Annotated in this window: 21 protein-coding genes and 2 pseudogenes; 1 reads left to right on the forward strand and 22 read right to left on the reverse strand. The window is 43.3% G+C overall.

From position 1 onward, the window contains the following. Nucleotides 1–38: 38 nt before the first annotated feature. From spoVT to metG, 20 genes and pseudogenes are all read right to left on the reverse strand, one after another. Nucleotides 39–575, reverse strand: coding sequence for a stage V sporulation protein T (gene spoVT, locus CN378_RS17075; protein ID WP_098353695.1), 537 nt, complete (start codon nt 573–575; stop codon nt 39–41). 299 nt (nt 576–874) lie between these two features. Continuing rightward, nucleotides 875–4,405 carry a transcription-repair coupling factor gene (gene mfd / locus CN378_RS17080; RefSeq protein WP_098353696.1) on the reverse strand — a complete coding sequence of 1,177 codons (3,531 nt, stop codon included), beginning with the start codon at nt 4,403–4,405 and terminating at the stop codon, nt 875–877. An 88-nt stretch (nt 4,406–4,493) separates the two neighbouring features. After that, nucleotides 4,494–4,724 (reverse strand): anti-sigma-F factor Fin, encoded by a 231-nt coding sequence (fin, locus tag CN378_RS17085; RefSeq protein WP_098353697.1) that lies wholly within the window; start codon nt 4,722–4,724, stop codon nt 4,494–4,496. 104 nt (nt 4,725–4,828) lie between these two features. After that, nucleotides 4,829–5,386, reverse strand: a complete 558-nt coding sequence (gene pth / locus CN378_RS17090) for an aminoacyl-tRNA hydrolase (protein ID WP_098353698.1) — start codon at nt 5,384–5,386, stop codon at nt 4,829–4,831. 84 nt (nt 5,387–5,470) lie between these two features. Next, entirely contained in the window at nt 5,471–6,124 is a 654-nt protein-coding gene (locus CN378_RS17095) for a 50S ribosomal protein L25/general stress protein Ctc (protein WP_098353699.1), read from the reverse strand. Between the two features lie 238 nt (nt 6,125–6,362). Further along, entirely contained in the window at nt 6,363–7,322 is a 960-nt protein-coding gene (locus CN378_RS17100; RefSeq protein WP_098353700.1) for a ribose-phosphate diphosphokinase, read from the reverse strand. Between the two features lie 13 nt (nt 7,323–7,335). Continuing rightward, a complete protein-coding gene (glmU, locus tag CN378_RS17105) occupies nt 7,336–8,709 on the reverse strand; it encodes a bifunctional UDP-N-acetylglucosamine diphosphorylase/glucosamine-1-phosphate N-acetyltransferase GlmU (protein WP_098353701.1) in 1,374 nt (457 codons plus the stop codon). Nucleotides 8,710–9,371: 662 nt separating this feature from the next. Beyond that, on the reverse strand, nt 9,372–9,665 hold the full coding sequence (spoVG, locus tag CN378_RS17115; protein WP_032085215.1) for a septation regulator SpoVG: 294 nt from the start codon (nt 9,663–9,665) through the stop codon (nt 9,372–9,374). A 171-nt stretch (nt 9,666–9,836) separates the two neighbouring features. After that, the gene (locus CN378_RS17120) at nt 9,837–10,211 is read right to left on the reverse strand and encodes a RidA family protein (RefSeq protein WP_098353703.1); all 375 of its coding nucleotides are present in this window, start codon (nt 10,209–10,211) and stop codon (nt 9,837–9,839) included. A gap of 16 nt (nt 10,212–10,227) precedes the next feature. Next, nucleotides 10,228–11,064 (reverse strand): pur operon repressor, encoded by an 837-nt coding sequence (gene purR / locus CN378_RS17125; RefSeq protein ID WP_098353704.1) that lies wholly within the window; start codon nt 11,062–11,064, stop codon nt 10,228–10,230. A 71-nt stretch (nt 11,065–11,135) separates the two neighbouring features. Further along, nucleotides 11,136–11,990, reverse strand: a complete 855-nt coding sequence (gene ispE, locus CN378_RS17130; RefSeq protein ID WP_098353705.1) for a 4-(cytidine 5'-diphospho)-2-C-methyl-D-erythritol kinase — start codon at nt 11,988–11,990, stop codon at nt 11,136–11,138. 232 nt (nt 11,991–12,222) lie between these two features. After that, a complete protein-coding gene (locus tag CN378_RS17135; protein WP_098353706.1) occupies nt 12,223–12,405 on the reverse strand; it encodes a small, acid-soluble spore protein, alpha/beta type in 183 nt (60 codons plus the stop codon). A 117-nt stretch (nt 12,406–12,522) separates the two neighbouring features. Then, a complete protein-coding gene (gene veg, locus CN378_RS17140) occupies nt 12,523–12,792 on the reverse strand; it encodes a biofilm formation stimulator Veg (protein WP_032085220.1) in 270 nt (89 codons plus the stop codon). Between the two features lie 433 nt (nt 12,793–13,225). Further along, nucleotides 13,226–14,104 carry a sporulation peptidase YabG gene (gene yabG, locus CN378_RS17145; protein ID WP_179884955.1) on the reverse strand — a complete coding sequence of 293 codons (879 nt, stop codon included), beginning with the start codon at nt 14,102–14,104 and terminating at the stop codon, nt 13,226–13,228. Between the two features lie 212 nt (nt 14,105–14,316). Further along, entirely contained in the window at nt 14,317–15,195 is an 879-nt protein-coding gene (gene rsmA / locus CN378_RS17150; protein WP_098353708.1) for a 16S rRNA (adenine(1518)-N(6)/adenine(1519)-N(6))-dimethyltransferase RsmA, read from the reverse strand. After that, nucleotides 15,188–15,748: a ribonuclease M5 gene (gene rnmV / locus CN378_RS17155; RefSeq protein WP_098353726.1), complete on the reverse strand. Its 561-nt coding sequence runs from the start codon at nt 15,746–15,748 to the stop codon at nt 15,188–15,190. The genes rsmA and rnmV overlap by 8 nt, the downstream gene beginning before the upstream one ends. 119 nt (nt 15,749–15,867) lie before the next feature. Further along, nucleotides 15,868–16,143, reverse strand: a pseudogene (locus CN378_RS23455) (3D domain-containing protein); the annotation flags it as partial. Nucleotides 16,144–16,293: 150 nt separating this feature from the next. Continuing rightward, nucleotides 16,294–17,100 (reverse strand): annotated as a pseudogene (locus tag CN378_RS17160) (ubiquitin-like domain-containing protein); the annotation flags it as partial. A 249-nt stretch (nt 17,101–17,349) separates the two neighbouring features. Continuing rightward, nucleotides 17,350–18,117: a TatD family hydrolase gene (locus CN378_RS17165; RefSeq protein WP_098353709.1), complete on the reverse strand. Its 768-nt coding sequence runs from the start codon at nt 18,115–18,117 to the stop codon at nt 17,350–17,352. Between the two features lie 323 nt (nt 18,118–18,440). After that, nucleotides 18,441–20,402 carry a methionine--tRNA ligase gene (metG, locus tag CN378_RS17170; protein WP_098353710.1) on the reverse strand — a complete coding sequence of 654 codons (1,962 nt, stop codon included), beginning with the start codon at nt 20,400–20,402 and terminating at the stop codon, nt 18,441–18,443. A 498-nt stretch (nt 20,403–20,900) separates the two neighbouring features. On the opposite strand from metG, the gene CN378_RS17175 reads away from it, so the two are divergent. Further along, the gene (locus tag CN378_RS17175) at nt 20,901–21,182 is read left to right on the forward strand and encodes a transition state genes transcriptional regulator AbrB (protein ID WP_098353711.1); all 282 of its coding nucleotides are present in this window, start codon (nt 20,901–20,903) and stop codon (nt 21,180–21,182) included. An 87-nt stretch (nt 21,183–21,269) separates the two neighbouring features. Here the strand turns inward: CN378_RS17175 and rsmI are convergent, their stop codons facing one another. Together rsmI and CN378_RS17185 are read right to left on the reverse strand one after the other, a co-directional pair. Then, nucleotides 21,270–22,142 (reverse strand): 16S rRNA (cytidine(1402)-2'-O)-methyltransferase, encoded by an 873-nt coding sequence (gene rsmI / locus CN378_RS17180; protein WP_098353712.1) that lies wholly within the window; start codon nt 22,140–22,142, stop codon nt 21,270–21,272. Between the two features lie 20 nt (nt 22,143–22,162). Next, entirely contained in the window at nt 22,163–22,924 is a 762-nt protein-coding gene (locus CN378_RS17185; RefSeq protein WP_098353713.1) for a tRNA1(Val) (adenine(37)-N6)-methyltransferase, read from the reverse strand. Between the last annotated feature and the right edge of the window lie 170 nt (nt 22,925–23,094).

The raw sequence follows: 23,094 nt of genomic DNA on the forward strand, positions 1-23,094 counted from the left end.
CAAAAAAAAGAAGAGCGGCATTATGCCACTCCTTTGGATTATGACTCCATTTGTCTTGCTAAAAAGCCAGCTGCCGTTTCTACTGCCTTTTGTTCCACTTCGCCCACTGTACGTTCCTTCGAGAAAATCGCAACGGCACCAATCGGATCTCCATTTGCGACAATCGGAGCAATCGTATAGGAAGCAAGATCTTCACCGTGTCCTTCGACAAGCTCAGCTTGTCCCTGTTGAGTGTGTAATAGAGACGTTCGGTCATCCATTACCTTCTCAACGAGTTCACTGATGTTCTTATTTAAATACTCTTTCTTCGAGGCGCCGGAAATGGCAATGACGGCATCTCGATCACAAATTAACACAGCACTTCCCAAACTGTCGTATAATGCTTCGCCATATTCCTTAGCAAAGTCACCAAGTTCACTGATTGGGGAATATTTCTTTAAGATGACTTCTCCGTCGCGATCAACGAAGATTTCCAGGGGATCTCCCTCGCGAATCCTTAATGTCCTGCGAATTTCTTTTGGAATGACGACACGTCCTAAATCATCAATACGACGAACAATACCAGTTGCTTTCATCTATAGTTGCCTCACTTTCATCAGATGATTTTATTTGGCAAATTACCCACTTGTAAATGAATCCTTTACCATTGTTGAGTTTAGTATCTTACAACTTAGAAGTTCTATACACATTCAGTTATTTTTTCTGTAATTTCACTAAAATTCTAATGCAGGTATCTTTTTCCATTGTTGGCAGCTGCATAAATACTAATACCCTTATCATAGTAAAGTAAAACAATCCACGCGTTTACATTTTGGTTACATTATTATAACGAAGGGAAGAAATACCACTGGTTTGTGTCAAATTGATGAAATGATCACACGTTTTCTTCTATTTTTATCGCTTCATCCAAATGTTTGATGATGTCATAGGCCATATTAAACCATTTGGACGGTTTCAAGCGTGTTGTGTTAATCGATATTTTGAGCTTGGAGCCTTCCATTCCAAGTCCGACTGCACGGCCGTGTTTGTTGCAAAGATTGAATACTTTGGACCCGTCGATCTGTGCCGTTCCTTCCGGTGACATAAAGATATTCACCGTTTTCTTATCCTGCTTGATGGATTCGAGCTTTGTATTCTTCGCATAGATCTTCATTTCAGAGATGAGGAATAAGTAGCCCACCTCTTCCGGATATTCACCGAACCGGTCCAGGATCTCTTCTTCGAGCTCCTCGATTTCAAGAAGGGAAGAAAGGGATCGGAACCGTTTATACATTTCAATCTTTTGATGACCATCTTTAATATAATCATCCGGAATATAAGCGTCGATTTCAATGTCCACTTCAAAGCTTGACTCAGGCTGCTTCGGAAGATCTCCTTTTCGTTCTTCGATGGCTTCTTTCAGCATTTGGGAGTACAGGTCGAATCCGACAGAATCGATGAATCCGTGCTGTTGTGCTCCCAGGAGATTTCCCGCTCCACGGATCGTCAGGTCACGCATGGCAATCTTGAATCCTGATCCAAGCTCTGTGAACTCCTTGATCGCCTGCAACCGTTTTTCCGCCACTTCTGTCAGGACCTTATCTTTACGATAGGTGAAATAGGCGTAGGCCACCCTGTTCGAACGCCCGACACGTCCTCTTAATTGATACAGTTGAGACAAGCCCATCCGGTCTGCGTCAAAGACGATCAGCGTGTTGACATTCGGAATGTCCACCCCGGTTTCAATAATCGTGGTGGTGACCAGTACATCATATTCACCTGCAAGGAAGCTTAAAATGACGGCTTCGAGTTCGTTTTCGCTCATTTGACCATGGGCGTAGGCGATACGGGCATCCGGGACCAGCATGGAAATCTCATCGGCTTTTCGTTCGATATCCTCCACACGATTGTACAGGAAGTATACTTGGCCATTCCGGGCCATTTCCCTTTCAATCGCTTCTTTGATCAACGCTCCGTTGTACTCCATCACGTAGGTCTGAACCGGGAACCGGTTCTCCGGTGGTGTCTCGATGACCGAGAGATCCCTTACCCCAAGCATCGACATGTGAAGGGTACGGGGAATCGGTGTAGCCGTTAAGGTCAGCACATCAATATTCGTCTTTAATTGCTTGATCTTCTCCTTATGCGTGACACCGAACCTTTGTTCTTCATCGATGATCAAAAGTCCTAAGTCACTGTATTGAATGTCTTTTGATAGGAGGCGATGAGTTCCGACCACAATATCGACCGTCCCATTTTTCAGCCCCTTTGTTGTCTCCTGCTGCTGCTTTCTGGTCCGGAAACGGCTCAATAAACCGATCTCAACCGGAAAATCCTGAAAACGCTCTTTAATCGTTTCAAAGTGCTGTTGAGCAAGGATCGTGGTCGGCACGAGGATGGCTACCTGTTTTCCATCGGCAATCGCCTTGAAGGCGGCACGGATTGCCACCTCGGTCTTCCCATAGCCCACGTCCCCGCATAATAACCGGTCCATCGGGCGTTCCCTTTCCATATCGTGCTTGATTTCACTGACGGAACGCAGCTGATCTTCCGTTTCTTCATAAGGGAACGCGATTTCAAACTCTCTTTGCATATCCCCGTCAGGAGAAAAGGCATAACCTTTTGCCGCTTCCCGTTCAGCATAGAGCTTGATCAGATCATCGGCTATATCCTGAACAGAAGATTGAACCTTGGACTTGACCTTTTTCCATTCGCTTCCGCCTAATTTGTATAGTTTTGGATCCTTGTTCTCGGAGGCAACATATTTTTGGACAAGCTCGATTTGATCGACCGGTACATACAGTTTGTCATTTCCCTGATATTTCACATGGAGATAATCTTTATGAACCCCATTGATCTCCAACGTTTCAATTCCAAGGAATTTACCGATCCCGTGATTCACATGAACCACATGGTCCCCGACCTTCAGCTCGGAATAGCTTTTGATTCTTTCTGCGTTTGAAAGCTTCTGCCTTCTTGGCTTCTTTTGGGTTTTCTTATTGAACAGTTCCTCTTCGGTAATGACCGCGAGCTTCTGAAGGGGAAACTCAAACCCGCTTGTCAGGCTTCCGTTGATCATTTGAATCGTACCCGGCAGAAGCTTATCTCCATCTTCGACAAAGGCAATCTCAATTTCATAATCATCCAGTACCCTTTGAAGCTTCTTCACGCGTTCTTCATCGGGTCCAAGCAGTACGACGGTATATTTTCCTTTTTTCCACCTGTCCAGCTCAGCCTTCAGTACGTTCATCTGTCCATGGAAATTCTGCATGGGCTTAGTGGAAACGTTGAAGATATTCTGTGGGCTGGTATTGGGAATATGACGCAGGAACAAAGAGAAATAAACCTTCGGCAGCATTGTCCCGCTAACGAGCGCGGAAAAAGTATGGGATACGGGTACGTCATGAATGATCTGCCCATCTTGCAGCAGGGAGGTATACCATTCCGCTTCCTCTTTCTCGAGGGATTCACTCATTTCCTGGACGCGACTGAACTCATCAAAGAATAGGACCCCATCAGCGGGTAAATAGTCTAGTAAACTACTAGGCTTCTCATATGCAAGGGACAAGTACTTGAAGATCTGCTCAGGGATCTGTCCGTTCTCAAGCTGATCCACCTCATGTCCTATGTACTCTGTCAGCTTCTCCTTTACAGCTGCCGATTTGACCTTCTTTAAACTGCCTGACAGTCCGGCATTGATTTCACGAATGAGCCTTTCCATATTCTCGTATTTCAACAAGACCTCTGTAGCAGGCCCTATCTCCATTTCATTGAGTTTATCAATCGAACGTTGGTCTTCAGCTGAAAAAATACGGATCGAATCGATTTCGGTATCGAATAATTCAATTCGGACAGGGTTCTGGGACGTCAAAGGGAAAATGTCGACAATCCCTCCACGCAGGCTGAATTCACCAGGTGTTCCGACCATCCCAGTCCGTTGATATCCCATCTGGACCAATTGATTCAACACTTCATCCAAGTCGATATCTTCACCTGTCTGGAAACGGATCTGATTCGATTCCCACATCGATTTAGGGGGTAGGATTTTTCGTAATCCAGCGACAGGGACGATGTAGACCCCCTGGTGTTGCTTTGAAAGCTTATTCAACACTTCGATTCGTTGTGCCCTCAGTTCCGGGCTCGCTACACTTAATTCAGCCGCGATCAGCTCATTAGCAGAATATAAATATACTTCATCCTCGGATAAAAACTGAACGAGATCGTCATAAACTTTCTGGGCTTGAAACAAATTATGTGTCACCACTACGGTGGATTTATTCGTTTGTAAGTACACATCCGCTATATAAGCCGTCCGGGATGAGCCGGACAATCCTGCCACAAGCTGTTCAGACAGTCGCTCCTCCACTCCGGCGATGATTGACTGAATCTCTTCACTTTGGTGAACCTGTTTTAAAATACCTTTCAAGTGTACGCTCCTCCCCTGTGGATCTCTTTATAAATAATTTATAGATAAGTGTAAACAGAAAAATGCTTTGGTTCGGAACCAAAGCGTCTTACTGAATGATATGATCTAATTCATGATAGGCCGGATTTCTCTCCAGACTCTCCTGACAATCTTCACAGATCGTCCTTACTTGAATGTCTCCATTGTCCTGATACTGAACCATATGTAACCGTTCTTCATCCGTCAGCATATGAATGCCAAGCTGCTCAGAATCCACGGATACATTTGAAAGGGTCCCTACCTTCGTACCACAATGCCTGCACTGATAATGGATTGCCATATCCTTCCCTCCATACACATTTATACTGTTAGTATGGACCTGATAGAAGGCAGTTATTCAACCTTGACGGGGAATGGTCCCTGGACATTCAGTATATGAAATGGTTAGTTGAATTTATTCATCACTTCAAGGAATGGTTTATCCAACCATGTTTCACACGCTTCCACGCTGGAGGAAATGGCTTTATCCAGTTCAGGCTGCTCTTCCTTTGAAAATTTCCCAAGGACGTAATCGGGAACGCTCATTCCGTTGGTTGGGCGGTCTATTCCCACCCGCAGGCGGTTAAACTGCTGGGAACCCAAATGAGCGATGGTTGACTTAATGCCATTATGCCCACCAGCACTTCCCTTTTGTCTTAATCTCAATTTCCCTACCGGCAAGTCCAAATCATCATAAATGACCAGTAAATCCTCATCTTCAATCCCGAAATAATCCATTAAGGGTACAATGCTTTCCCCTGACAGATTCATATACGTAAGAGGCTTTAAAAGAACGACCTTCTCACCTTTATGATGATATGTGCCGTAAACCCCTTTAAACTTTGACTGGTTCAACGAAACGCCCAGCCGATCGGCTAACGCATCTATAATAACGAATCCGATATTATGTCTCGTTTTCTCATATTGAGATCCCGGATTCCCAAGACCAACGATTAACTTCATTTCTAACACCTCTTCTGACCTTATACCTCTAGAATAACGTAAAAAGCGCAACCTGCAAAAGGTTACGCCAAAAAATAGTGATTTTTATTCTTCCGTTGATTCACTTTCTTCACTGGCTTCTGATTCTCTGCCTTCTTCATTATCAGGTGTGCCGGCTTCCTGCTCTTCACCGCTGTCGATTTCTTCTTCCTGTCTTGGTGCCAGGATCGAAGCGATGGTACGATCGTCCTCTTCATTGAGAGTGACGCTGTACTTGTCGCGGATATCGCTGATCGTTACCGTTTCTCCCACTTGAAGCTCCGTTACGTCCACTTCAATGGATTCCGGAATATCATTCGGTTTGGCTGTTACTGATACCTCATGTAACGGCTGCTGCATCACGCCTCCGTCTTTCACGCCTGCCGCTTCTCCTACAAGCTCGATACGAACATCCGCATCGATCTCCTCTGACATATTCACAGCAAGGAAATCAACATGAGTAACGGCATCCTTCAAGTGATCCTGTTGATAGTCACTTAAAATGACGTTTTGTTTAGTACCATCTACGTTTAAAGAAATAATTCCGTTTCTTCCTACTTCACGGATCGTTTTAATGAATGTAATGGCATCTACCATGATTGGTGTATTATCTGCTTTGTAGCCGTACACAACTCCAGGAATATTCCCCTCGTGTCTCAGCTTTGTTAATGAAGATCGTTTAAAATCTTTTCTGGTATTTGCTTTTAGTTCTGTTGCCATGTCTAATCCAACACCTTCCCTAATCTTTTATGTTAGTTAAAGTTCTATATATAGTAATTACCCTAATCCCATTTGAAATAAACATAGAAAAAGCAATTAATAACGGGAGAAGCGCTCGGGGAATGTTGGCAGATGGGCGTTTTCACTCCTGATACCGTTCGTGCAGAAAACGAAAAAAGAAGAGCCTGACATAAGGGACAGGCTCTTCTTTCTATGCACAAACTACAAATATTAATTCTTAATCAAATAGCGTACTGACAGATTGTTGTTCGTAGACACGGATGATCGCTTCACTGATCAGAGGAGCCACTGACAGGGACTTCACTTTACCGATCATTTTCTCTTCCCCTAGTGGGATGGAGTTCGTTACAACCAATTCTTTAATATTAGAGTTTTCGATGCGCTCGATGGCAGGACCGGAAAGAACCGGGTGCGTACAGCAAGCATATACTTCTTTCGCTCCGTTCTCTACTAACGCATTGGCTGCAAGTGTGATCGTACCCGCCGTATCGATGATGTCATCGATCAGGATCGCAATTTTCCCATCGATATTACCGACGATGTTCATAACCTCAGCCACGTTTGGTTTCGGACGACGCTTATCAATGATGGCGATAGGAGCTTTCAGGCGCTCTGCAAGCTTACGTGCTCTTGTTACCCCTCCATGGTCAGGGGAAACGATGACAAGATCTTCTGTATTGAATCCTCTTTCCTCGAAATAATCCGCTAAGATCGGAACACCCATCAGGTGATCGATCAGGATATCGAAGAAACCTTGGATCTGAGGAGCATGCAGATCCAGTGTGATGACACGTGTAGCACCGGCTGTTTCAAGTAGGTTCGCCACTAATTTAGCGGTGATTGGTTCACGTGCTCTCGCTTTACGGTCTTGACGGGCATAACCGTAATATGGCATCACGATGTTAATCGTTTTAGCAGAAGCACGTTTAAGCGCATCTACCATGATCAAAAGCTCCATCAGATTTTCATTTACAGGCTGACATGTAGATTGGATGACGAACACATCACAACCACGGATACTTTCTTCGATGTTGATCTGGATTTCACCGTCACTAAAACGTTTAACAGAAGATTTCCCTAATTCAACTCCTACCTCATCAGCGATTTCCTTTGCAAGGTGGTAGTTAGAATTAAGAGAGAAGATTTTCAACTTGGAATTAATATAAGAGTTTGGCATTGTGGACCTCCCGTTATTTCTTATGATTTAGATTTTGAACATAATTTTCTTTATTTACCTGGCGTGCCCTCGCAATGGAAAGGGACTCACCCGGAACATCCTCGGTAATCGTAGAACCGGCAGCGATATACGCACCTTTGCCTACGTTCACAGGAGCAACCAGATTTGAATTACAGCCGACGAATACACCGTCTTCGATCTTCGTCAGGTGCTTGTTCTTTCCATCATAGTTCACCGTGATCGATCCACACCCGATGTTGACGTCTTGTCCAACCTCAGCATCACCGATGTAGCTTAAATGTGATGCCTTGCTCGCCTTACCGAAAGTAGCTTTCTTGATCTCGACAAAGTTGCCGATCTTCACTTCATCTTCAATGGAAGAAGCGGGGCGGATATGAGCAAATGGCCCAATTTGAACATCCGACCCAATCGAGCTGTCATGGGCAACAGACTGTTTCAAAACGGTCCGGTCCCCGATCTGACAATCCTTCACCTCGGAGTTCGGTCCGATTATGGCGTCCTCACCGATTGCAGTGTTCCCTTTAAGCACTGTACCCGGCAGGATCAGGGTATCTCTTCCGATTGTCACATCTGCATCGATATACGTATTGTTCGGATCTTTAATTGTTACACCGTTACGCATATGGTACTCATTGATGCGCTTTTTCATTGTGATCTCAGCTTGGGAAAGCGCTACACGGTCGTTGACACCCAAAGTCTCGTCAAAGTCACTTGTCTGGTACGCACTGACGATTTCACCTTCCGATTGAAGGATCTCAATGACATCCGGCAGGTAGTACTCACCTTGTACATTATCATTCGACACTTTCTTTAACGCGTCAAATAATGCTTTATTATCAAAACAATATGTTCCCGTGTTGATTTCCTTAACGCTTCTTTCTGCTTCCGTTGCGTCCTTATGTTCCACAATGCGTTCAACTAACCCCTCCTGGTTACGGATGATTCGTCCGTAGCCATCTGGGGATTCTGTATGACCTGTCAAAATAGTCGCTTTGGCACCCTGTCCCTCATGGTGTTTCACCAATGCTTCCATTGTCTCTCCTTTAATGAGCGGCGTATCACCACATACCACTAAAGTCGTACCTTCCAGGTCACCCAGGACATCCTCAGACTGCATGACAGCATGAGCTGTGCCTAATTGCTCAGCCTGAAGGGCGAAATCACTCTTGCCTTCTAAATGCGACTTCACAAGCTCGGCACCATGACCGATGATCGTGACAGTCTTCTCTATATGTAGTGTTGAAATTTGGTCGACCACATGTTCCACCATTGGCTTGCCACACACAGGATGAAGAACTTTATAAAGCTTCGACTTCATTCTCGTACCTTGTCCGGCAGCTAATATAACGGCATATCGATTTGTCATTTTTGGTCCTCCAATAACCTTTTTATCCATAACGAATATATCCTAAAAACTTTATCATTTCAAGGATTCATGTAAAAGTACATATATTTGACAAACGAAAAGCGGAGGCGGCTTGCCCAGGCCCGACAAGCATAAGATGAATTGACCGGAAAGGCGTTCTTTGCCTTTTTGGTCAATTTAGCTTATGACCTCGAGGGACTAGCCGCCGGAGCTGGACAATTCGAAAAGCGGAAGGGGCTCGCACTGGGGCGACAAGCATAAGACGAGGAACCCGGAAAGGCGTCCTTTGCCTTTTTGGTTGATTTGACTTATGACCTCGAGCCTCTAGCCGCCGGAGCTGGACATCAGAAAAGCGGAAGGGGCTCGCACTGGGGCGACAAGCATAAGACGAGGAACCCGGAAAGGCGCTCTTTGCCTTTTTGGGTTCCTTGGCTTATGACCTCGAGCCCCAAGCCCCCGGAGCTGGACATCGCAGAAAAGAGGATGCAACCCATGTCGAATTTTCTTTACCACAAAAAAACAAAAAAAGTTTATATAGAGGTTTCGCCATTCTATAAGCCTGGGTATACAAAAAACGTAAGAACCAACTTTTTTAAAAAGGGGCTCCAAAAGACAAAAAAAAGAGCCTTACAAAAAGTAGGCTCTTGATGCTATAGATCCTATTAGGAAGCCCCAGCTTCTTCTAACTCAACTTCTTCAAGCTCTCCTAAACGATGGTACTCAGCTAAGACGGCATCTTGAATCTTGCCGCGAGTACCCGAGTTAATTGGATGAGCAATATCACGGAATTCCCCATCCGGAGTCCGCTTACTTGGCATCGCTACAAATAAGCCATTGTTCCCATCAATCACGCGAATGTCATGAACAACAAATTCATTATCCAGCGTAATAGATGCGATAGCTCTCATGCGACCATCGGTGTTTACTCGGCGTAATCTTACGTCTGTTACTTCCATTCTGTTCACCACCTTTTTCCCTAGATGAAATCTACTCTATGTATTCAACGAATTATTTAGATATTCCTTCTTAAATTGTAAAATTTTTTGAAAAGTTTTATTTTTTCCATTCATTCATCCATTCCATTTGAACTACACTTCTTTTTTGATACAAAAAAACACCCGTGAAGATTACTTCACGAGTGCGATTACTTCGATTTCAACCTTGGCATCTTTCGGTAAGCGGGCTACTTCTACACAAGAACGAGCAGGCTTGTGGCTGCTGAAATACTCCCCATATACTTCATTGATCGTGCCGAAATCATTCATATCCTTAATGAAGACCGTTGCTTTGACCACTGTTTCAAGCGTTGCCCCGGCTTCAGATAAAACGGCTTGAAGATTGCGAAACACTTGATGCGTCTGTTCCGCTACATCTCCCTCAATCATTGAACCCTCCGCTGTCAAAGGGATTTGCCCTGAACTGTAGAACAAATTGTTTACGACAATACCCTGTGAATATGGACCAATTGCTGCTGGTGCTTCCTTAGTAGAAACTACACGCATATTAAGATGCCTCCCCTTATGGTAAAAATGTTAGATTGGATTGAAAATAATTTCCTTCCGTTAAGGAAATCTGCTTATCCTTTTCATTGACATCAGACAATTTTAACAATGATACATAATCATCCACCAGTCGACCGTCCATGCTATTGGATTCAACCAATACCCCGATTCCCGACAGGGTGGCAGAGAACTCTTCAAGGAGGTTCTTCATCCCATTGATGGTTCCCCCTGCTTTCATGAAATCATCCACGACCAATACTTTTGACCCTTCCTTCAGACTTCTTTTAGAAAGAACCATGGATTGGATTCTCTTGGATGAACCTGACACATAATTGATGCTCACAGTCGACCCTTCGGTTACACGGCTGTCCCGTCTGACGATGACAACCGGAACATTCAAATAGGAAGCAATCGCATTGGCAATCGGTATCCCTTTCGTCGCCACTGTCATAATGACATCAATATCTTTCTCTGCAAAAGCAGATGCCAGCAATTTCCCGACACTCTTCATGAGCTGAGGGTTACCAAGCAGATCCGTCATGTAAAGGTACCCGCCCGGCAATAGACGATCGGAGCTTTCCAGGTGAACACAAAGTTCCTCGATCATTTCTTTCGCTTCCTGACTGTTTACCTTTGGAACATATTTCACTCCACCTGCTGCCCCGGGAACCGTTTGAACCGTCCCGACACCCCGTCCTTCAAATGTTTCCTTTACAATCGTCAAATCCTCACTGATGGAAGACTTGGCAGAACCGTACCGTTCAGAGAAAAAAGTCAAAGGAACAAGCTGGTGGGGCCGTTCTAATAAATAGTGCGTCATATCAATCAATCGTTCGCTGCGCTTAAACTTCACCAAAGATACCTCCTGAATCCGAATATTATAATGTAAATATATCATTAATATACGGATTTCGGCAAGAGCTCTTAATCTCCAAGCATACGCACTGCGAACACTTGATCACAAAAACCTCTTAAACCATTGTAGATTCGATGAAGTCTTGATTCATATTGCACCAATCCATATACTGTCGGACCGCTTCCGCTCATCAGAACGGCATCGGCACCAAACCGCTCCATTTGATCTTTAATCTGGGACACTTCGGGATGCATATCCAATGTAACCGATTCGAGTACATTTCCTAAATTGGAGCAAATATCATGATAATTTCCATGTTCTAATGCTGATATCATTGCATTTGTATTCGGATGTGTCATGTTTTTAAGATCCAAATTTTTATAAACATCCGCTGTTGAAACTCCTATTGTCGGTTTTGCCAGTATCACCCAACAGTTCGGTGGAGCAGGAAGATGCTTGATCTTCTCTCCTCTACCCGACGCTAACGCTGTACCTCCGTAAACACAGAAGGATACATCCGAGCCGATTTCTGCACCCAGCTCTGCCAGCTCGTCCATACTGAGGCCTAAACCCCATAAGCGATTCAATCCTTTTAACGTTGCTGCCGCATCACTGCTTCCCCCTGCTAACCCTGCAGCTACGGGGATCACTTTATCGATGGAAATGGCTACACCCTTCTTGATGTTCAATCTCTCTTTAAGCAGCTGTGCAGCCTGATAGGCAAGGTTTCTTCCATCGTCCGGTACAAATCGATTGTGGGAGAGAATTTTGATCGTGTCGTCTGAAAGATTCGTGAGCTCGATTCTATCCGCTAAATCAATTGTCGTCATAACCATCTCAACTTCATGGTAACCATCTGAACGTTTATGTAAAACATCAAGTGATAGGTTAATTTTTGCCGGCGCCTTCACTAATAACCTCATATCATCACCTTCTTACCAATACTCTTTGTTATATTGTATCATACACTTATTATAGAGAGTGTTAACTTCTAAACATACTCATACAAGTATGTTATTTTATCACGGAAAGTACTGATAGGAAAGATGGTCTTGTCTCTTACTAAACAAAGGCCGCCTGAAAAGCATTACACTTTTAAGGCGACCCTCTGTATATGGTACTGATAAAAGATGTAATCATATGTGAAAAAAAGAGTTAGTGTGGATGATTTTCAGAAAGCTGCCGGCTTGCGCGCTCAACCGCACGCTTGACCATATTCCCAGCGTCCCGGGACGTGATCCCGCCCCAACCATCCTTCTGAACAACGTCATAGAATCCCAATTCCTGAGCGATTTCTTCTTTTAATTGATCAGACATGATTCCTCTTCTTCTACCCATTGTTTACCTCCTTTTTGATGCACCACATGTATAGTATGTGTATTGGAGGTCAAAAGATGAGAAGGATAATATGTAAAACATGTATTTTAAACAAATAAAAAAGCAGCAAACAATTGTCTACTGCTGGCTAAAGATGATATTTCCTGTTGCTTCATCATAAAATGTTAATTGAACTGTCTCAGTGAGAACATCTGCATAGCTGTAAGAAACTCGTTCGAACGCATTCTCTTCTTGATCCAGTTGAACCACGAACACAGAAGGATACGTTTCGGCTAGAACACCTGAACGCTCAATTGTTTTTCGACGTCCACCGTTTGCTTTAAGCATTAAACGTTTCCCCAGATTAGAATCAAGGGATCTTTTAATGTCGGCTAATGTTTTTGGCATTTCGCTTCCACCTCACTGTTATTAAATATAACACATTATGTAATTTTAGTCAAATAAATTTATTATTTTAACAAGAATCATGAACACCTGTCAATATATTTTATTCAACAAAAAGTACGTTTTTTCTACATCCCTAACATTCCCCAATGAATGAAAAATTATGTAAACAATAAAAGCGGAAGGGCTTTGCCCAGAGGCGACAAGCATAAGACGAGCCTGCCGGAAAGGCGTTCTTTGCCTTTTTGGCAGGCTTGGCTTATGACCTCGAGCCTCTAAGCCCTGGAGCTGGATAACAATAAAAGCGCAGGAGGCTTGCTTATGCCTGACAAGTAAAAAAACCACCACCCAACCAGTATATGACACCCCAAAATGAAATAGACCTTACAATTCTGGCGTAAATTGCAAGGTCTTCAAGGGTTTTGTCGAACATTCTCTATTCTTCTTCACTGATTTTGTAAGGCATTCCTGTACGAAGAACGCCTTTTGTTTCGATCCCGCCAAGTCCTTTGTCCCCTGTCAATGTATTGCGGATGACATCCCAGACATTCACCGAATCTTTAAATCCCGTAAAACAGATTTTCGCTACGATATAGACGGGATCCAGGGCATGGATATTGACTCTGGAAGGGGAACTCGCAAAATTGGCACCTGCATGGATCAAAGATTCAAAGTGGGATTGACAAGCGCCTGCGAAGATCACGAGTTGATCCAGGTGGGGAGATTTACTGCGAGCCTCTCTTACTGCCTGAACAAAGTACTTTGAATGGCGGTATGCATTGATATCCGCCTTGGACCCTTTCCCCTTGGAATAGGCATCGTGACCGGTTAATACGATAATATTCGGTCTATATTTATCGATAAGTGGCCCGATCTGTTGAGGCATCTCTGTTTCACTGCAGTGAACACCTTTTACCGGGACACCGATTTTCTCATAAAGATCTAGGCATTTCCTTAAATAGCTGGGATCTCCATCAAGATGAAGCACTTTCCCCGGAACTTGGAAATAGTTATAATCGTCTCGATAAGCATTCGTTACCCTGTATTCCTGCTTATACTTGAGAAGCTCTATATCCTGGCGGAACAGGTCCAGGGATTGTTCCTCTTTCGAACGAAACTCCTCTGCAATACGGTCCTGTTCTCTAGGGTCCATCTTCTTCAAATCATGAAAAGGAGCATCCGCTATTAATCGAAAATCTTCACCATACAGCACTGCCGTTTTATGACCATCTATCATACGGATATCTATTACCCTGAATAAAATATCACATTGATATGAAAGGCGAGCTACGACATCATTGATTTCGATATTCACATCAGTCACTCCCATGGGATAAACATTCGTTGATTAATCAAAAAAGGAAAAGAACAAGCCGAGGAGGACCAGCACCTGCCCTACCCTTTTCTACCCTTTCCTTATCATCAATTAAGTAAATATTCCCTGTGATAACCTATGCAATCCACGAAAATTCGGTGTCAATAAAAAATGGCTGAACGCACTTTCACGTTCAGCCATCTGTCTGTGGTTTATTTAAAATGAGGGTACAATGCATCGCTCAACTGACCGAATTCCTGAATGGTCAGCGTCTCTCCCCGGCGGGCAGGTTCAATCCCGGCTTGTGATAAAGCTTCGAGGATCATGTCTTTCTTTTCTTTTCCTTCAGGGAGCTGGCTTGTTAAGTTATTCAAGATCGTCTTTCTTCTCTGGGCAAAAGACGAGCGTGTAACGGTGAAGAAGAAGTCTTCACTGATGACCTCTACAGGAGGCTTCTCACGCTTCGTTAAACGGATGACGGCAGAGTCCACATTCGGCTGCGGCATAAAGACCGTCTTCGGGACTGTCATGACCATCTCGGCCTCTGTGTAATACTGAATGGCGATCGAAAGGGATCCATAGGCTTTCGTTCCCGGTCTTGCCGAAATACGGTCTCCTACTTCCTTTTGCAGCATCACGCATATCCCCCTGATTGGAAGGCGCTCCATCAACAACTTCAGGATGATGGGTGTTGTGACGTAATATGGAAGGTTGGCGACCACCATAATATCGTCAAACCCTTCAAATTCTCTGTTAATGATTGATTCGACGTCCGCCTCAAGAATATCTTCATTAATGATTTTTACGTTATCATAAGGAGATAAGGTATCATCAAGGATCGGGATCAGACGCTGATCGATCTCAAAGGCCACGACTTTACCTGACGTACGGGCAAGGTGCTCTGTCAAAGCTCCGATACCAGGCCCGATTTCAATGGCGGCCGTTTTCTCTGATAAGCCTGCGTACTCCGTGATGTTTCGCAGGATATTGGGGTCGATTAAAAAGTTCTGACCCAGGCTCTTCTTAAACGAAAAGCCATACTTTGCAAGGATTTCTTTCGTGCGTATCGGGGTTGCAATATCTTTATGCATTTTCTTCCTCCTGAATGATTTCCATTAACGCTTTTTTAAACTCTTCTCTTTGAATATTAAACATGCGTAATCTTTTATGCAGCTGTTTCCCATTAGTGTATCCGATTCGGAGCTTCTCTCCAAGCGCTATTCTAAGATCCTTGGATTGTGGACTCCCGATTAAACCGGCATCGATCAAATCCTCTTTTGAAATGACTTCTTCCTGCTCGTCATCCAATAGATGTGCTTCCTTCAAGCATTCACGTATGACCTCTGGTGCTGCATGTTCTACACCTATCCCCCTGCCTGATTTCGGCAGCGCGTCCTTCTTATGTACAAAGGCATGCTTACATCCCGGCACTGCTTCTGCCACGATTTTCCGGATTCGTTCTCCCGGATAATCGGGATCCGTAAATATGATGACGCCCCTTTTTTCCTGGGCGTGTTTGATTTTCTCTATAGTAGCAGGAGACACCGCTGAACCATTCGTTTCGATGGTATCTGCATCGACGGCACGCTGAATGGCTACTGTATCATCTTTTCCTTCCACAACAATGATTTCTTTTATTTTCATAATTCCTCCAAAAAAATTGAAACATTTCTGCTTTTCATTTCGTCTAAATACATGAAGACCTAAAATCATTATAACGGTTTTATCCAAGAAATAAAAAAAAGCAGGAAAATACCCTGCTCTTAGTTCAATATCTTCACTTTGATGGTTTTTCTTCCCCATCGATAGGCGTCCGATTTGGATGCGAAGAATACATCGATTTTATTTCCTTTGATTGCTCCGCCTGTATCTGCCGCAACGGCATACCCATAGCCTTCCACATACACCTTGGATCCTAAAGGAATAACGGAAGGATCGACCGCAATCACTTTGACGTTAGGATTGGATTTTAAATTGATGCCTGTAGCTGTATGGCCTGAGCAACCATTACATGACGCTGTGTACGCGGTGGAACTGACATAGAATTCCCGTCCGCCACTCGGAGCGGCTGAAGCTTGCGAGCTGGTTGAGGATGAAGAGCTTCCCCGTGAAACCTGGGCCACTAATACCTTTGTACCGACGTTCACGATTTTATCCTGGCTTTCTTCCACGACTTTTTCACTCACTAGTTTCCTAGAAACTTCTTTGCCGTTCTCTTTTACGATTTCATATTTCTTTTCAATCTTCCCGGTTTTACCTTCTTGAACGACTTTCTCTTTTCCTTTTGAGAGGTCTGAGTCCTTCTTTGAAATAACGGTGAAATTCTTTGTCTCTTCCACTACATCGGTGACTTTTTCAACTCGAACGACATTTACGACATCATTTGCTTTAACAACTTTGTCTAAACTTGGTTCAACACGGTCTGAATCTTTTAGTGTAATTCCTTGTTGCTTTAAAAAGTCAGCGACCGTAGTCGAAGTAGACCATACCTTTTGCTCTTTCCCACCGTTTACAAGCTTGAGTGAAAATGCGGTATCAATCTTTACATTCATGTTCCCTGTTACTTTTTCTGATAAGCCGGGTTGGATCTTATCATATTCTCCTACTTTGATTTCATTTTCAGAGAGTAACTCTTTTACTGTATCGGCAGTCGTCCAGATCTTTTTCTCCTGGCCTCCTACAACGATCCCTACCTGTTTTGCCGGTTCCCAAACAATGTTCATGTTATTTGAAACCTTCGTATTCCCCGAGGGGTACAAATAGTCTTCTGAGCGGGGTGAAATCTCTAATTCTTTTAATATATCTTGAATTGTGTCTGCATGCGTCCTAATCTCTTTTTGCTCGCCGTCTAAGGTCAATGCTACAGTGTTTTTGGATCCTTCATAAAAAAGAATCCCGAATACAGCTGCAGATGTTACTATTGTTCCGATTGTAACAATCCATTTCCTTCGACTCAAAGACTTGGAAAACAGGCTTTTCATGGCTTTAAAGTTCATGAAAAACGCCTCCTTTTCTCGGAGTGATTATATAGAGTTATCCAGTGACTGTCAACCCTTACTTCTTCTAACCTAAACTAGCAAAATATTGAAACCCGGGAACATAAACCATATTATGCAGAAAAGAAGAGAAAAAGAAAAGAGAGAGTTATCGACACGTTTATCCTATGAAACCAGATTCCTATGTAGAACTTTTTGTTTTTACTTCCTATTTGGACAAGCTCTCTCAATTCTCGACAATATCTGGTGTCATTTTATGTTGAATAATTTTTTTGCATTTTCGGTTGTAATGGTTTCTACTTCTTCCACTGTCAATTCTTTTAATTCAGCGATCTGTTCCGCCACCAGCTTCACGTAAGCCGGTTCATTCCTCTTTCCTCTATAAGGATGAGGGGCAAGATAAGGACAATCCGTCTCGATCAGAAGCTTTTCCAAAGGGATTTCCTTTGCCACTTCTTTTGGTTTCCTTGCATTCTTAAAGGTGACGGGACCTCCAAGGGAAATATAGAAATTCATGTCGACGCATTCCTTTGCGACTTCCGGACTTCCGCTGAAGCAGTGCATGATCCCTCCTACTTCCTCTGCCCCTTCTTCCCTAAGGATGTCCACAATATCCTGTGTGGCATCACGGTTGTGTATGACGATCGGGAGTTTTACTTTCTTGGCTAGTTGAATCTGTTTCCGGAACACTTCTTTTTGAACATCCCTGGGTGACTTATCCCAATGATAGTCAAGCCCCATTTCCCCAATCGCAACGACTTTAGGGTGTTGTGAAAGCTCTTCTATCCAGGTTAGATCTTCATCCGTCATATCAATTGCATCCACTGGGTGCCAACCGATCGCGGCATATAAGAAATCGTATTGGCCAATGAGCTCCATGGCCCGGTTAATCGTAGGCCGGTCAAAACCGACGACCACCATTTTTTCGACTCCAGCTTCTTTTGCTCTTGACAATACCTCCTCCAGATCTTCGTCAAATTGTTCAGCATTCAAATGAACATGTGTATCAAATAGCATGTAAGACACTCCTTGTAATAAAGATAAGTTTAATATAAAAAAGCATGACAAGCATCACATTCATGTAACATTCATATTACATATTATGGTTTCTATGGATATTTTTTATTTATACTGTTTTATTCGCAGTTACCCCTCATTCTATCTATTTTACTCACAGAACTAAAATAATCTGTTTCTTTCTATTTTATAGTTATATTAATATAATGAATATCTGAAATAACCACTATAAATATTCTTTTTTTTGTTAATTTTTATTTTGCAGAAATAATAAAGGGATGTTCCACGTGGAACATCCCTTTAAGGATAAAATCACAAAAAACTTATTTTACTTTGGTTCCATTTGGTAAAGACTGGTCAATGGAAGCAAGAGACAGCGTTCCATTTTCTTCTCCGGCAAGGATCATTCCCTGGGAGAGCTCCCCTCGCAGTTTTACCGGCTTCAGGTTCGTTACACAGATTACTTTTTTTCCTACCAGTTCGTCGGGCTTATAAAACTTAGCGATCCCCGATACTACTTGGCGTTTTTCAAAGCCAAGATCCAATTGCAGCTTTAGAAGCTTATCCGCTTTTTTAACCGGCTCCGCTCCTATAACCTCGGCTACTCTAAGCTCAACTTTCATGAAATCATCGATCCCGATTTCCTCTGCTTCTTCCACAGCGGGTACTTCCTTCTTTTCTTCCACAGCAGGAGCAGACCCCTGCATTTTCTCTTTAATGAAATTCACCTCTTCTTGAAGTTCAAGACGCGGGAAAATAGGTTCACCCTTTTTGACTACTTCGGTGCCTGCCGGAATCGCTCCGAAACGCTCCAGGCTTTCCCATGTGTGCATCTTTTCCTCATGAAGATTCAGTTGCTCAAAAATCTTCTTCGGTGTTCTTGTCAAGAAAGGCTGCAATAAGACCGCAACTCTTCTTAACGATTCAGCCAGATGACTCATGACACTGCCAAGCTCTTCTTTCTTGCTTTCATCTTTCGCAAGGGCCCAAGGCTGGGTTTCGTCGATGTATTTATTCGTGCGGCTGATTAACTGCCAAAGACTTGATAGGGCCACTGAAAACTCCATATTTTCCATGGCGTTTTCATATTTTTTCACCGTTTCATTATTCATATCCAGGAGGGCTTGATCAAATTCACCTTTGGAATCAACATACGCCGGGATGACTCCATCAAAGTATTTATTGATCATGGCGACGGTACGATTTAGCAGATTCCCCAAATCATTTGCCAGATCAAAGTTGATCCGCTCGACGAATCCTTCCGGGGTGAACACTCCGTCCGATCCAAACGGTACTTCTCTTAACAGATAGTAGCGAAGGGAATCCAGTCCGTAACGGTCGATCAGGGTAACGGGATCCACGACGTTCCCTTTGGATTTGGACATTTTTCCGTCCTTCATCAAAAGCCATCCATGGGCGAATACCTTCTTAGGAAGGGGCAGGTCCAGTGCCATCAGCATGATCGGCCAATAGATCGTATGGAAACGGACAATTTCTTTTCCTACCAGATGGACGTCGGCAGGCCAATATTTCAAGTAGTTCGCATCATTTTCGCTTCCATATCCCAATGCCGTAATATAGTTGGAAAGAGCATCGATCCAAACGTAAATCACATGCTTCGGATCTCCCGGTACCTTCACTCCCCAATCAAAGGTCGTACGTGAAACAGCCAGGTCTTCCAAACCAGGTTTAATGAAGTTGTTCACCATCTCATTCTTACGGGACTCTGGTTGAATGAACTCAGGGTTTTCTTCATAATAGGCAAGAAGTCGATCGACGTATTTACTCATCTTGAAGAAATACGATTCTTCCTTTACTTTTTCAACCGGTCGCCCGCAATCGGGACAATTCCCGTTTTCCAATTGTCTTTCCGTAAAGAAGGATTCACAAGGTGTGCAGTACCAACCTTCATACTGATCCAGATAAATATCCCCTTGATCTACAAGCTGATTGAAGATCTTTTCGACGATATCCTTGTGGCGCTTCTCTGTAGTCCGGATGAAGTCATCATAGGAAATATCCAACTTCCCCCATAGATCTTTGATGCCGCTCACAATGCCATCGACATAAGCTTGAGGAGTGATGCCTTCTTCCTGGGCTTTTCTCTGGATCTTCTGTCCATGCTCATCCGTTCCTGTCAGATACATGACATCGAATCCACGCATTCTTTTATAACGGGCCATGGCATCACCGGCAACCGTGGTGTAGGCATGTCCTATATGTAAATTTCCACTTGGATAATAAATCGGCGTTGTAATATAGAAGGTGTTCAACTTTTCTTCCACTTTCTGTTCCTCCTCTTTTTTTCTTCTACCCCCATAAAGCCAAATAAGCCTCCGTATGGTTTATAGTGGTATGTCTGCTATATACATCCAGTCTCTACGCAGGATAGTCTTACCTATCATCTTAACCTCTTATCTCATCAAAATATACCTAAAATATAGGGTTTCTGCAACTATACAATGCTGATATTGGAATTTGTCGAAATGGATATGGGTTTTTGTCGAATTATGTCGATTTTGTGCAAATAATAAAGAAAATTCGACATACTCTGTTCATATCGTTTTTATTACAATAATATTTAATTGGTAATACAATTTTTTACAATAAAGCGTAAAGCTTATTGTAACAGTATTTTTATATCCATTTTTTAATAATAATTTACAGATTAAATTATTGACGAGTTTCCAAATCGTTGGTATGATAGTATCAGCAAAAGAAATTTGTCGAATATTGACGAAATAGAGAGAGATAAATAATATTTATTTGGAGGAGATTTTCAAATGAAATCTACAGGTATTGTAAGAAAAGTTGATGAATTAGGCCGTGTCGTTATTCCAATCGAATTACGCCGTACATTAGGTATCGCTGAGAAAGATGCTTTGGAGATTTATGTGGATGACGAGAGAATCATCTTAAAGAAATATAAGCCGAGCATGACTTGTCAGATCACTGGAGAAGTTTCTGATGACAACATCAAGCTTGCGAACGGTAAATTGGTTCTTAGCCGTGAAGGTGCAGACCAATTACTTAAAGAAATCCAGGAATCACTACAAACAAAATAATTTGTTTTTTCTATACGTCAGGCCTGAGTCTACTCGACTCAGGCCTTTTTGTGTGGATGCTTTCAGGACAATGTCCCTGCGCCGTCCTTATTCTACATGATAAGCTTGATACACGTCCCTTTTGGGGAGAGACCTCTCTTTTGAGACTAGTTTGATGGCCTCTTTGGAGGACATGCTTTTTTCGTTCACATAATACTGGACGTGATCTTGCAGTGAGTAACGGCTCCACCAAGACTCTTCCTCTTCTTTTTCCAGCGGGCCTGCTCCTTCGATCAATAAGCAGAATTCCCCACGCACTTCTCCATCGTTTGCCCATTCCATGACTTCTTCCAAAGAGCCGCGGATGAATTCCTCGAACTTCTTCGTAAGCTCACGACAAATGACGATTTGTCTATTTCCTAAGATCGTATATAATTCTTTTAATGTTTCTTTTAATCTGTGTGGTGATTCATATAGGATAAAGGTATCTTCCAACGATTTTAATGTTTCAAGCTCAGCCCTTTTGTCTTTTTTCCCTCTATGTAAAAACCCATAGAAGTAAAATGGCTGCGGAGTCAAACCTGAAGCAATCAGAGCCGTAAGAGCAGCGTTCGCCCCCGGCAATGGAATGACTGCAATATCGTGATCGATTGCTTCCTTCACCAGTTCGTAACCCGGGTCTGAGATCGACGGCATCCCTGCATCACTTACAAGGGCAACGAGTTCCCCTCTTTCCATTCGATCAATCAGCTTCTGTCCGCTCGTTTCTTTGTTGTGCTCATGATAGCTGATGATAGGCGTGTCAATTTCAAAGTAATTACACAGCTTTTTAGTGTTTCTTGTATCTTCAGCTGCGATTACGGACGCCTCCTTCATCATTCGGATGGCACGAAACGTCATATCTTCTAAATTCCCGATTGGCGTCGGCACAAGATATAAGCTTCCCTTGTCACGATCTTGAAAGCTTTTTTGTTGATTCATGGTTCATTTCACCTCCTGTTTCACGTTTGTTCGTTTGTTTCATTATGTCCAAATAACATATCATGTACTTCCATGGAGTATTCATTCTTTTCATCATACACATATAAAGGAGGAAGGATCTTTAGGTCCGGTTTCCCATCTTTTATTCCTTCAATCAGGATGGTGTTGGCTTCTCTTCCCGGCTTCGGATAGACAAAGCGTAATCGTTTAGGCTCGAGACGGTGCTTCCTCATCAATGACAGGATGTCCATCAAACGGCCCGGACGGTGCACGAAAGAAGCCTTTCCACCCTGCTTCAATAAATAGCTTGATGCCTTGATGGTATCCTCCAGTGTGCATAAAATTTCATGACGGGCAATCGCATAATGCTCATTCACATTCCGCTTATCCCCTGGCGGCGTATTGAAATAGGGAGGATTACATGTCACCACATCGTAATGGGAATGATGAAGGAGTGTATCGATTTCCTTTATATCCCCCTGTTTCATGGTTATCTGATGTTGGCGGTCGTTATACTCGATGCTTCTTTGTGCCATATCAAACAGCCGCTCCTGGATTTCTACACCTGTAATATGGACATTGGTCCTTGCGCTGAGCAACAAGGGGATGATCCCGTTACCCGAGCATAGATCAACCACTTTTCCTTTATGAATCGGCAAATAGCTGAAATGGGCCAAAAGGACCGCATCTGTTGAAAAAGAGAAAACAGATGGACTTTGAATGATCCTCATCTCTTCTGCCAATAAATAATCCAAGCGTTCATCTTCTTTTAACTCGACCATAGGCTTCCTCCATTTTTCTTCTATTATATGTTGTTTTGCTTTTCAATTTGTCCAGCTGCGGGGCTTAGGGGCTCGAGGTCATAAGCCCATTCTGTCTAAAAGGCAAAATACGCCTTTCCGACAGACTCGTCTTATGCTTGTCGCCCCTGGGCAAAGCCCCTCCGCTTTTC

The sequence above is a fragment of the Bacillus sp. AFS015802 genome, assembly GCF_002561455.1.
Taxonomy (GTDB): Bacteria; Bacillota; Bacilli; order Bacillales; family Bacillaceae_B; genus Rossellomorea.

Coding starts and splice junctions, on each gene's coding strand:
- CN378_RS17100 (WP_098353700.1), bottom strand. CDS start 7,322: ATGCCAAACTCTTATATTAATTCCAAGTTGAAAATCTTCTCTCTTAAT.
- veg (WP_032085220.1), bottom strand. CDS start 12,792: ATGCCAAAAACATTAGCCGACATTAAAAGATCCCTTGATTCTAATCTG.
- spoVG (WP_032085215.1), bottom strand. CDS start 9,665: ATGGAAGTAACAGACGTAAGATTACGCCGAGTAAACACCGATGGTCGC.
- ispE (WP_098353705.1), bottom strand. CDS start 11,990: ATGAGGTTATTAGTGAAGGCGCCGGCAAAAATTAACCTATCACTTGAT.
- CN378_RS17165 (WP_098353709.1), bottom strand. CDS start 18,117: ATGCTATTTGATACACATGTTCATTTGAATGCTGAACAATTTGACGAA.
- rsmA (WP_098353708.1), bottom strand. CDS start 15,195: ATGCATAAAGATATTGCAACCCCGATACGCACGAAAGAAATCCTTGCA.
- CN378_RS17135 (WP_098353706.1), bottom strand. CDS start 12,405: ATGGGTAGAAGAAGAGGAATCATGTCTGATCAATTAAAAGAAGAAATC.
- CN378_RS17185 (WP_098353713.1), bottom strand. CDS start 22,924: ATGGTCGAGTTAAAAGAAGATGAACGCTTGGATTATTTATTGGCAGAA.
- rsmI (WP_098353712.1), bottom strand. CDS start 22,142: ATGAATCAACAAAAAAGCTTTCAAGATCGTGACAAGGGAAGCTTATAT.
- CN378_RS17095 (WP_098353699.1), bottom strand. CDS start 6,124: ATGGCAACAGAACTAAAAGCAAATACCAGAAAAGATTTTAAACGATCT.
- CN378_RS17175 (WP_098353711.1), top strand. CDS start 20,901: ATGAAATCTACAGGTATTGTAAGAAAAGTTGATGAATTAGGCCGTGTC.
- glmU (WP_098353701.1), bottom strand. CDS start 8,709: ATGACAAATCGATATGCCGTTATATTAGCTGCCGGACAAGGTACGAGA.
- fin (WP_098353697.1), bottom strand. CDS start 4,724: ATGGCAATCCATTATCAGTGCAGGCATTGTGGTACGAAGGTAGGGACC.
- spoVT (WP_098353695.1), bottom strand. CDS start 575: ATGAAAGCAACTGGTATTGTTCGTCGTATTGATGATTTAGGACGTGTC.
- CN378_RS17120 (WP_098353703.1), bottom strand. CDS start 10,211: ATGCGTGTAGTTTCTACTAAGGAAGCACCAGCAGCAATTGGTCCATAT.
- pth (WP_098353698.1), bottom strand. CDS start 5,386: ATGAAGTTAATCGTTGGTCTTGGGAATCCGGGATCTCAATATGAGAAA.
- rnmV (WP_098353726.1), bottom strand. CDS start 15,748: ATGAAAATAAAAGAAATCATTGTTGTGGAAGGAAAAGATGATACAGTA.